The sequence below is a fragment of the Zymomonas sp. genome, from assembly GCF_020216885.1.
Taxonomy (GTDB): Bacteria; Pseudomonadota; Alphaproteobacteria; order Sphingomonadales; family Sphingomonadaceae; genus Zymomonas.
In genome coordinates, this window is sequence record NZ_JAIWON010000010.1 from 1 (window position 1) to 10,000 (window position 10,000).

Below are 10,000 nucleotides of genomic sequence, written 5' to 3' on the forward strand. Positions count from 1 at the left end.
GCCATATCGCCGTCAGATATCTGAAAGTCTTGCAGCATGGCATAAAGGCGCTCGACAATTTTTTCTGTCTTAGCTTTCTCATAACCGGCTTGCCCGCACCATAAAGCACCTTTCAAAGCCAGCGCTGTCTGATCGGGATTATCCCCCTTCACTTCAGGTGCCTGACTGGAAAGAAATAATGCAGGTAAGGATCGCGCCTCTGGATTACTATCTAGCCAATTAGTTAGCCAATCCATAAACGAACTGGCGATATCTCTTGCTAAAGCCGTTGCTTTTTGAGCCGAATTTCCGTCCGCTTTTGCGATAACAGAAGCCGAAGTCATTCTAGCCCAGTAATCGGCAACATTATGAAAAGCGCGATATTGGAAGCCGCCCCAGCCCCAGTTGGGATCGGGGCCTCCAAAAATAAAATTATAAGGCGCACCATATTGTTCAGCATCCCATTGGGCAAAGATATAGCAAGGCGTAAAAGGCCCCGTTAAGGCAGCCTGATTTTGTGTCGTATAATGTTTTTGAGAATCCTGCATCAATTGTAGCATGTTACAGGCCTCATCATGCCGATTTAACAGCATCCACGGCACTGGATTTTGATAACCGATATAGGCAGGCCCTTGCCATAAACCACCACCCCCAGAAGGAGAGCGTCCCGATCCGATGGTCGCATGCTGGAAAGGCAGAAACCCAGGGGAATAGGGTTGTCTTATCGTCGTCGCCTTTTCAATCGAGGCATTGCCGATCTGAATAGTCACAGAATCCGCACAGCTAGAGAAAACACGCGCGGAAATAATTTTCGCCTGATCTGCTATTTTGGCGGGCATTTTATTATAAGCTGCTATCAGATAAAGCGTCTGCGGCGTTTTTACATCACTGGCTATCTGGAACTGGACTGTTTTTATCGGTGCAGTGCTATCCGGTTTATCTGGAAATGGGGCTTTATTGGTCTGATATCCAGCAAGAGCAAAATTTGCCCAAGGAAAACTCTGTAAAGTGGCATCGGCATTGACAGGCAAAGTTACCTGCCAATGCCATCCCGAATTATCGACCACAACCAATATAATATGACTGCTGTCTGTTATATAGGACAAGGTCAAAGCCTCTGCCCCATTCCATGTTTGATTGGAAGCAGCCGTAGCAAAGCCCACACCTGCAGAACTATCAGATAAGACATAGTGACGAGCGATCACGGCTCGCCCCTCTGCTGTTGTCAGGCGTTCAGTGGTGGCAGTTGCCGTACCATAAACAAAATCGGTATTACCCGGCACCCATTCGGCAACATCGGTATAATCCATAAATTGTCGCAAAGGCAGGCTATAGCTTTTGACAGTCGCGTCGGGACAGAAATTATATTTATATTGCCGTTTCTGATCGTCCGACAAAATAACAGCCAGATTGGTTGATCGAGAGACCGCCGCTTCAACCGTTACATTTAAATCAGGTGTAATCCCCAAATTTAAAGCATCATTTTGAAAAACCCACCCCAGACGATGGCTATCTTCGGGCAGATCAAAATAAGCGACCCCGCTCGTTTTATCCCGTCCATAGCGGCAGTAATCGGTTGGTGGAGTATAAGAAATACTTCCGTCAGCATAGGCGTAAAAATAGGTCAAAGGCCAACTATCATAAGTGCCGATAGTAGAACGCTTGAAAAAACAGGTCTCTGATGAAGTCAGAACACAGGCCTCTTGCCATAAAGCTAGCATCGCCTGATAACAGCTTTCCCATTTAGCGCTATTGTCTGTATCAATCGCCTGCATCAAATAGAACAGATCAATAAACCAATGAATGGCATCTCCCGCCATTACCTGTTCATCCGGCATCAAATGCCGCCACATTGGCCAACCTTCAAACTGGCCGGCATAGGAAATGCTATCTTCCTGATAGAGAGAATAATTAACCTGATATTGACCATTCAGGGCAGTATCTTTCATCTGCAAACAGCCTGCTGGAATAGCGGTCTGGGGCTGTGCCTCCGATGTAAAAACAGCATCCGCCGCATGTCCACTTTGCCAGCGGAAAATATAGCCGTCACGATCAACAAAATAATCTATGTCGAAAAATTGCCCTTTGGATAAATCGGCATAGACATTCTGCCAGCTTAGTTCACCCTGAAAAACATTGTAAACATTGGCAAGGCTAACGGGAAGTTGCGCCTTCCCGTCCTTAAAAGTGACAGCTTCGCCGACATTCCCGTCATAGGCATGACCATTGGGATTAGACGGGCCTTTGACGTTAAAGCCCTGCCCCGCATTTACCACCCAATGATGATACCATAACCCGTTTGCGGGCGGCGTTTTACCGGCAAAGAAGTAATTCAACGCGGCATCTGCCAATTTTCGGGCATTGTTGAGGGCTTTTATATCCCCCGAAGCGAGATAATAGCGGGCATATCCACGCGCTAACAAAGCCTGACTTTCGCTGGTCGAAGTATCATTAGGCAGATAGCCTGCCCGCCCATCTTCCACATGCATGTTATTGCGAACCAGCCCATCACCAGAAAGCAGATAGATATCGGGATGGTCAGGGATAAAAGCTGCCGGAGAAGCTGTCATTATCTTAAGCCTGTGCTGGGGTGAGCTGTGCTTTCAAAGCGTCAATTTCAGCCTGCTGCCGAATAATTTCACGCCGTTGCCATGCCGCTTCGATCGCCTGACATTCGCTATAACGCAAACCATAGGCTTCACCGGCTGGCACCAAGACATCACGATAGACCGGCTTGCCATTTTTACCGATATTACCGGTTTTTTCACGGCGGGTATGGGCTTCCCAATGGTCATGACAAATCATGCCCAGACTTTCGGCATCCAAGCCCGCATTTTTATAGGCATCTTCGACTTCTTGAGCGATCAGACCGAAATGCCAACGCGCCTTATCAAAGCCTTTGGTCTCAACGGCTTTTCTGAATTTAAACTGCCGCCATGACAGATTACCCCAGACATCGAGAACCTCATCAGGGACAGAAGCAATATCCATCTTCTGGCGGGCATCCGAGGTGTTAATTGCCCCATTCGAGGCATAGATTTCAGCCCATTTACGGTTAGGCTGTCCCAAGGTAATCACACCATCCGAAGCCGGATTGAGATTACCAGTCAGTTCACCCCCCGTCGTTAAAACAGGGGCAGCACCTCGGACAGCATTGATTTTTGATACCAGACCGATACCATCAATATTGGACAGGTCTTTATTGGCTGGTTCATATCCAAGACCACCCGTAATCTGGCCATAGGACAGAGTAACTTTCTGCTGGAAAACCGATCCATTAAAATTACTGAAATCAACGTTTATCGGCTCATAGCCGAGGCCTTTGGTAATCTGACCGTAAGAAATCGCCACTTTCTGCTGAAAGGTGGCCGCGTTAAAATTGCTTAAATCAACGCTGACCGGTTCATGCCCCAAAGCGGCAATGACGGAATCATAATTGGTCGTCAGATTTTTAATATAGCCGATTTTGGCTTTATAGGTTGCATAGCCATTGGCAACCGGACGGGAAATTTCAATCAAATCATCTTCGGTAACCGATCCTGCATCGGTCATTTCCGAAATCGTTAAAGTAGACATGGCATCACTCCATAGAATTATTAGAATAGTTTTTGATAAATTGGGCTAAATTTCCGGCAGCACCCAAAGCCTTATTCATGGCTGCAACCGGCAATTCGGCAATACGGGTGCCGTCGGGCAAGGCGGCCCCGCCCCCTTGCAGATGGGATTCATCATAAATTTGAACGCCAGAAAGGCGCGTCCGAATTTTGCCGCCATAGGAAATGGTCAAATCATAAAGACCATCCGCAACATAAAATTCGAAATATCCGAGACTATCCGTCCGCAAAGGCTGGGAAATAGCGGTCGTTCCATCATCAGAAAAAAGGGAAGCCAGACTACCGTCTGTTTTATAGACGAAAATCAAGGCACCCATGACCGGCTTCCCGTCAAGCGCACTCGCCACGCTGTCAAAATATTTACGCATGAAATTACCTCGTAAAAATACAATGGACTTCAACCGAACCGGCAAAGCCATTCTGATCGGTAACATCGTCACGCAAATAGGCTGATGCGGCATGGTGATGAGGCACGCCATCGGCTCGAAAAGTCGTTGTTGCCGAAAAAGGAGAAAGAGCCATCACGCTATCGGCTCTATCGCTACTCACCAAAGACCAGCGATGTTGATAAGGCGGAACACCGCCCGAAACCCGAACCGTCACAGCAGAAGAAATCACAGGATTATGACGGGAATAGCTTTCTATCAAAGCGTCAGAAACCGAGACATCCAGCTTGTGGCAAAAGACCTCATGCAAGCTTTCATCCTGCCCACGGATACGAATAGATCCGACAGAATGAAGTAAACCATCTGCGCCCTTGATTGAAACAGCTCTTATCTCGCGGGAAAAATTATCCTGATCTTTAAGACTGATAGTCATACATAGACCAACCAGATATCCCCCGGCTGACTTGTCGGGTCAGCCGCTTGACTATTGGTCACATAAATCCGGCCACCGGAAAAAGAACCATCGGCAAAATAAGGAAAAACCCCCTGACCTTTACGGCGCAAAACGCCATCAATAGTGTCACCACTATTCGCCAAAGCCCCAATAGCCTGACGAAAACTCGCCATATCAGCCGAGCTCAAAGCCGTATCCATAGCCTGATTGATGGCAGACCGCATTTCGGCCATTATCTCGCGCAAAGCATTGTTAAGATTGCCCGGTGGACAGCCTTCAGCAATACTGATCCCGCCAATATTGCTGTTACTATCTGCATTTTGCGACCAGTCCGAAAAAGACATAGCGCAGCCCTACCCCTCCTTATAAGAGCATAAAATAAATAAATATTTTAATGATTAAATTTCGATTACATTGGATTTTACTGACAAAAAATCCCGATACCCAAAGTATCTATTGTGATATTCTTATAATAAATCCAACATTTTAAGGATTAATTTAAAAATAATATCCAAAATGGATGTTATTTATTTTTAAAAAGCAATCGTTCAATTGCTTTTCTTTCTGGATCATTCGCCGGAAGATTAACGATATGACTAATCATCCGTTCATGCTCGCTAGGCAGCGGCATATCTGGGTCGCGTATCTGGGTCGCCTCCCCCGTCATAGGATTCAAAGACAGAATCCGCCCATCAGCGCCGAAATGATATTGTGGCTGACTCGCCTTGGCTTCTATATTTGCCTGCTGCTGATTTAATTTTGAAGTAGCCAGATTATTGCTAAAATCTCGTTGCTGTTGTTGGGCGTTTTGTTGATCGATACGACGGTTATGCTCCATTACCGCAGGTAAATAGAGCGGATAGCGGCCATTTGCTAATAATAGAGCATCACCGATTACCCCAGCAATCCGCTTTCCAATTCCACCTGCTGAAAAAAAGTGAGGGGATGGGCTTTGCCCTGCTTGCGGTATAGCAGATGCCGTCTCTGGCATGGGCGCTTCTTCGGCTCCATGCTCATAACCATCGGTAGGAGATGGGGGAGTAATAGACGACTCCATATCGCTGATTGGTTTTTGCCCGATTGGCTCTGACGCAAAAACAGGGCTATCACTAAAGCTATTCATCGCCTTTTTGAGAGCGGAACCATCCTGATTTAATACATCATCTTGATTGATTTTATTTCCGAAAGATATAGCCATTCCAAAAGGCTCCTAAATTTTAAAACCGCTGGAAGCCCAGCCTGACAATCCTGCACCGGCTAAGCTGGCTAATGTTGACCCGACGCCTTGATTTTGGGTTGTGGTGTTATAATTCCCCAATAACGAAGCCATATTGCTCGCCAGCACTGAAGAGGAAGATTGCGGCAAACCGGCAGCCGTCGTCAGATAGTTACCAAGAGTATTGATGCCACTATTACGGGCATCGCCCAGATTGGCAGCATTTTCGGCTGCTTGCTGTTGATAGCCCCGTTCGGTATTGTAATTATTATAAAGAAGGTTGCTGTCTGTCTGTCCCAACTCTTTGGCTAATAATTGCGCTTGGGCAGAACCTCCGGTCAGACCTCTTGTCCCGATCGCGCCATTGACGCTATCCGAAACATCCTGATTGGTATTCTTGATAATATCCGACAAAGCGGAATTAGATGACGGGGAAAGATATTTCCCCGATAAGACAGACTGGTTATAGGTATCAGCCTGATCCATATCACTGTTATTCAGGGTTTTACTGGCAACATTTCCGATATTATTTTGCAACAAACTATTGATATTGCTTACATTATCCTGATTATCGCTATAGGCTTGCTGGATAGCATTGGCACTATTCGTGATATAAGGACGGGCAAACCGGCTCGGTGCCGTTGTTGCCTTGCTTTTCTTGCTCATTCACTTTTCCTTTAACGCTTTTTCATAGGCTACCGTTTTTTCCCGCCACCCTAATTTTGCCAAAGGCCGCCGCCATCCTGTCCGGCCATAGGCTCTGACCGCGATACAGCCGATTTCTTGGGCTGAACGGGCAATGGTTTCAGATAAATCAGACAGCCAAAACTCGAAATCACGACCACCCACCAGATAGATTTCGGCAATGTCCCCTTCACGACTGGCAGCAATGCGGGTCACGGCGGCGGCATAAAGAATATCGCGTTTTTTAATGGCTGAATCCGACTGTAAAACCGCCCATAATTGTAATTGGCCATCTTCCAGTTCAGGCAAGATATCTGCCCAATCCTCATCCGAGCGTTGTAAAGCCGGTTCTAAAAAATCACGGGCAGCAGGCCATCCTGCCCATTCCAAAGGATGGGCAATCATACCAATTTCCATTTTTCGCTTATCCGTTTTAAAAAATAACCAGCTCAAAAGTGGCGCGATTTATTCCCATAAATTTTGCCATTTAGAGCCATCCCACATCATCGCTTTTTGACTGCTTTTGTTGAAGAACCACTGTCCTTCTTGGGGATTATCCGGCGTGCTGTCACTGACAGGAATCGGGCAATGATAACGGCCATCCATCAGACGTGATTGCTGTTCAGCGTTGGCCATCAAATTGTTGACGGCCATTGCCGCCCGCCGCATCCAATCCGCGACAGAGGTTGCGGCAATCGGTAAACGCAGCATCATCGCCCTTCTCCGGCAACAATATCCCAATCAAATCCTTGGATAAAAGACCAAGCCGCACCATCTTCGATGTCTAAATGCAGCGCACAATAACGGTTATTGACCCGCAACGGTATTCGACCGGATAAAGTGATATCGCGAACGACCCGACCAGAGGACGGATCACCTAAACGATGACTGCCTTCGATTGTGAGGCTAGCTTTTTCGGTTAAATCGCCCAATATTCTTGCAGATCGTATCCGGCTGTGATTACCGCCATCGGCGCTAAAAAATCCGGTCTGGAAACAAGCTGGTAAATTCTCGCCATCCAAAATCCCGAAATCATTCGACTGCCCGACAAAAATGAACAAAGGGTCGCCGCCAGAAAAACGGGGATCATCAAGACTATAGGGCATAGAATCTAGCCCGTCAGGATAAAGTCTATTAAGCGCTTCCAAGGTAGTATTAGCGGTAAATCCCGAAAACATACCAATGGCATCAATATCCAGACGGCTCCAACGGTCTATTGCCCAATTATAAATCAAAACCATTGAAGGATTACCGGGCATCAACCAAGCAACCATATGCTGTCTTGGGTCAATAGCTGCCGTCATCTGATCTAAGCTGTCTCTTGGCCAGCTTTCAAAAAAACTCCGGTCAACCCGTTCATTACCAATCGGTGTGACAGAAACGCCGTCTGTCATCATGAAACCCCGATCAGACAGAAAGAAAACCTGATGCCCCGCCTGTGCTATTGACCCCGATGCGATTGCTCCGATATTGGCGCTGATCTCATCAAACTGCCAGATATAGCTATCGCCGGTATAGGTCATACGGACAATGCGGGAGCGCTGGATAATAATTCCATATTCGCCGCCCACAATCCCCATAATATCACCGCCAGTTAGCATTGGTTGATAACCAGCCTGATTAGTCCCGATGACATTACTGTTTTCGTTATTAAAACCCGACCATTGGATCAGATTTTTCTGGGCAGAAGCGCGGCCATAAACCACAAAATCCCGAATAGTCGTCACCATTTCAGCCGTCGGGGCATCCGGTATCTTATCGGCCTTTCCAGTCAGGATATCTATTTTTCGGGTAGCACTGCCGTTAACGGCAATAATGCGATCCCCGAATTGGGTGAAATGCCACCGTCCATAAGCAGGTAAGGCCGTGTCCAAGGATTCCCAATCGCCGGAAACATAGCGGTAAAGACTATCTTTGGTGCCAGCGATCAATAAAGTCGAACCATCTGACCCTAAAAAAGCCGCCGCACCCATAAAAATATCTGGCAACGCCGCCGCAAAAGGCTTGAAGCCTCCGACAGGACGATATCCATGTGTCGTAGCATAGGCATTGCTCAAATGGCGCAGTGATCCACTCATATACGGTGGTTGATCGGGTTCATAAGCCCCGAATAAAAGACGCTGATTTACCATCTGTAAGCCCCCCTCACCGCTTCCGTGATGGGCGAAGCTACAACTAAGGGGCTATCGGCATAACGCTTGCGCAGTCCCGCTTTATTTAACTCGCCCAAGGCTTCATCCAGCGCCGATTTGATGACCGGCAGACGGCTGTCATTCCATCCGAAAAACTCCGCCTGTAATAGCGAACCGAATAAATAGATATCAGGATGGGATGCCAACAGCCAGTTGCTCTGGCGGTTCAAGGACAAAGACGGCAAAGCCGCACGATAAACCAGCGAAAAAGCTGTCTCTTTTTCAAGAAGGGGTGATATCCATAATTGCCCTGCCATCAAGGTGAAAACAGATTTATTATGGTGTTTGGCCTGCTGAAAAACTTCTGGCGACACCTGTAAAAAAACCCGATCGCGACGGCTCCCCACAGGATAAAGCAGGCGCAAGGTCTCGAAATCATCTGGCAAAGCCACAGGGCAACCTGCCGCCACCGTTATTTCAGTTTCCAATTCGGGATTAGTCAATAAGCGTCGAAAACGGGCTTCGGCCAATTGCACGAAATAAGGAATTTCATCAGCCAGATCATCGCGTTCCAACCATAAGGCAATCGCCTTTAACAGGCCATCGTAACGGGTGAGACTGTCCAGATTTTGGGCATCAATAAAAAGAGCCATCGACCATGCTCACATAATAAAATGATTAACGCGCAAATAGCGGTAATCAGGATGATTGAGTAAACGGCGAACGGCAGGCGCGTGATTTTTGTCCCAATATCGGACACCATATTTTACCAGCCATTCCATCAGAACGACGGCTGGAACATGGGCGGCGTGCCACATCGAAGAACGCCGATCGAAATCTTCATTTTGTGCCTGTTTATTGGCTTCTAAAGCCGCAGAGCAATCCTGTTCATAGCGGATATGCCAACTGCCGTGATTATCTTCCGAAGAGGAAAACCAACTTTTAAGCCCCGTCACCGGATTATAGGATAGCAAGCGTTCAGCCATTATCACCTTTCCGAATATCAAAGCCGAATTTCAGAGCCAGCCCATTTTTTTGTTGTAAGGACACAGCCAAGGCAGAAGAAAAAGCCATGGAATATTCCCTTTCCGAATTTTCACGGGAAGATGCCTTGCAAGAAGACATCCTCCCGATCACGAAAATCAGGCAGCGCTTAAATCTGCTAGAACACCGGATGCCGCTTCGTTATGGCAGCGCAAGGCAATTTCAGTATAAAGGGCATCACGGTCAGCCAGCCCTGTTGTTGCCAAAGACCGTTTCTGAATCGGATCCAAGGTCGCAACCGACCAATATTCAGGGTCAATGACCAAAGCGCTGCTATTGTCGCAAAAACGATCAGGTACAAACTGGACTTCGCCGACATCAGAAACATAGATATCTGCACCGGCAATAATGCGCGCTTTCTGATCGCCTGTATCGCGCCGGTTAGAAGCTAAACCCGGAAAGGCTGCCGCCGTCTGTTTCAGTTTCAAAGAGGTAATCACCATATTTGGCTGACCACCACTGACCCAAATATCGCCCAACACTTCTTTTAA

The 10,000-nt window shown here is 47.3% G+C and carries 13 protein-coding genes; all 13 read right to left on the reverse strand.

All coding sequences use genetic code 11. The features are described from left to right. Nucleotides 1-2,549, reverse strand: a 2,549-nt coding sequence (locus LDL18_RS00470; protein WP_296505997.1) for a hypothetical protein, incomplete at its 3' end; no start/stop codon positions are given. 4 nt (nt 2,550-2,553) lie between these two features. Continuing rightward, the gene (locus LDL18_RS00475) at nt 2,554-3,555 is read right to left on the reverse strand and encodes a tail fiber domain-containing protein (protein ID WP_296505999.1); all 1,002 of its coding nucleotides are present in this window, start codon (nt 3,553-3,555) and stop codon (nt 2,554-2,556) included. 4 nt (nt 3,556-3,559) lie between these two features. Further along, on the reverse strand, nt 3,560-3,961 hold the full coding sequence (locus LDL18_RS00480) for a hypothetical protein (RefSeq protein ID WP_011240315.1): 402 nt from the start codon (nt 3,959-3,961) through the stop codon (nt 3,560-3,562). A 4-nt stretch (nt 3,962-3,965) separates the two neighbouring features. Next, complete coding sequence (locus LDL18_RS00485; protein WP_296506006.1) at nt 3,966-4,412, reverse strand: hypothetical protein; 447 nt, start codon at nt 4,410-4,412, stop codon at nt 3,966-3,968. Continuing rightward, the gene (locus tag LDL18_RS00490) at nt 4,409-4,777 is read right to left on the reverse strand and encodes a hypothetical protein (RefSeq protein ID WP_011240313.1); all 369 of its coding nucleotides are present in this window, start codon (nt 4,775-4,777) and stop codon (nt 4,409-4,411) included. The genes LDL18_RS00485 and LDL18_RS00490 overlap by 4 nt, the downstream gene beginning before the upstream one ends. Nucleotides 4,778-4,956: 179 nt before the next feature. Beyond that, on the reverse strand, nt 4,957-5,631 hold the full coding sequence (locus LDL18_RS00495) for a hypothetical protein (protein WP_296506008.1): 675 nt from the start codon (nt 5,629-5,631) through the stop codon (nt 4,957-4,959). Nucleotides 5,632-5,643: 12 nt separating this feature from the next. Then, the gene (locus LDL18_RS00500) at nt 5,644-6,315 is read right to left on the reverse strand and encodes a hypothetical protein (protein WP_296506010.1); all 672 of its coding nucleotides are present in this window, start codon (nt 6,313-6,315) and stop codon (nt 5,644-5,646) included. Next, nucleotides 6,316-6,750: a hypothetical protein gene (locus LDL18_RS00505; RefSeq protein ID WP_296506011.1), complete on the reverse strand. Its 435-nt coding sequence runs from the start codon at nt 6,748-6,750 to the stop codon at nt 6,316-6,318. Between the two features lie 48 nt (nt 6,751-6,798). After that, nucleotides 6,799-7,047, reverse strand: coding sequence for a hypothetical protein (locus tag LDL18_RS00510; protein WP_296506013.1), 249 nt, complete (start codon nt 7,045-7,047; stop codon nt 6,799-6,801). Continuing rightward, a complete protein-coding gene (locus tag LDL18_RS00515) occupies nt 7,044-8,465 on the reverse strand; it encodes a hypothetical protein (RefSeq protein WP_296506015.1) in 1,422 nt (473 codons plus the stop codon). The genes LDL18_RS00510 and LDL18_RS00515 overlap by 4 nt, the downstream gene beginning before the upstream one ends. Next, a complete protein-coding gene (locus tag LDL18_RS00520) occupies nt 8,459-9,118 on the reverse strand; it encodes a hypothetical protein (protein WP_296506016.1) in 660 nt (219 codons plus the stop codon). The genes LDL18_RS00515 and LDL18_RS00520 overlap by 7 nt, the downstream gene beginning before the upstream one ends. 9 nt (nt 9,119-9,127) lie before the next feature. Further along, nucleotides 9,128-9,451 (reverse strand): hypothetical protein, encoded by a 324-nt coding sequence (locus LDL18_RS00525; RefSeq protein ID WP_296506018.1) that lies wholly within the window; start codon nt 9,449-9,451, stop codon nt 9,128-9,130. A gap of 156 nt (nt 9,452-9,607) precedes the next feature. After that, on the reverse strand, nt 9,608-10,000 hold a 393-nt coding region (locus tag LDL18_RS00530), incomplete at its 5' end, for a DUF5309 family protein (protein ID WP_296506020.1).

Coding starts and splice junctions, on each gene's coding strand:
- LDL18_RS00475 (WP_296505999.1), bottom strand. CDS start 3,555: ATGTCTACTTTAACGATTTCGGAAATGACCGATGCAGGATCGGTTACC.
- LDL18_RS00480 (WP_011240315.1), bottom strand. CDS start 3,961: ATGCGTAAATATTTTGACAGCGTGGCGAGTGCGCTTGACGGGAAGCCG.
- LDL18_RS00485 (WP_296506006.1), bottom strand. CDS start 4,412: ATGACTATCAGTCTTAAAGATCAGGATAATTTTTCCCGCGAGATAAGA.
- LDL18_RS00490 (WP_011240313.1), bottom strand. CDS start 4,777: ATGTCTTTTTCGGACTGGTCGCAAAATGCAGATAGTAACAGCAATATT.
- LDL18_RS00495 (WP_296506008.1), bottom strand. CDS start 5,631: ATGGCTATATCTTTCGGAAATAAAATCAATCAAGATGATGTATTAAAT.
- LDL18_RS00500 (WP_296506010.1), bottom strand. CDS start 6,315: ATGAGCAAGAAAAGCAAGGCAACAACGGCACCGAGCCGGTTTGCCCGT.
- LDL18_RS00505 (WP_296506011.1), bottom strand. CDS start 6,750: ATGGAAATTGGTATGATTGCCCATCCTTTGGAATGGGCAGGATGGCCT.
- LDL18_RS00510 (WP_296506013.1), bottom strand. CDS start 7,047: ATGATGCTGCGTTTACCGATTGCCGCAACCTCTGTCGCGGATTGGATG.
- LDL18_RS00515 (WP_296506015.1), bottom strand. CDS start 8,465: ATGGTAAATCAGCGTCTTTTATTCGGGGCTTATGAACCCGATCAACCA.
- LDL18_RS00520 (WP_296506016.1), bottom strand. CDS start 9,118: ATGGCTCTTTTTATTGATGCCCAAAATCTGGACAGTCTCACCCGTTAC.
- LDL18_RS00525 (WP_296506018.1), bottom strand. CDS start 9,451: ATGGCTGAACGCTTGCTATCCTATAATCCGGTGACGGGGCTTAAAAGT.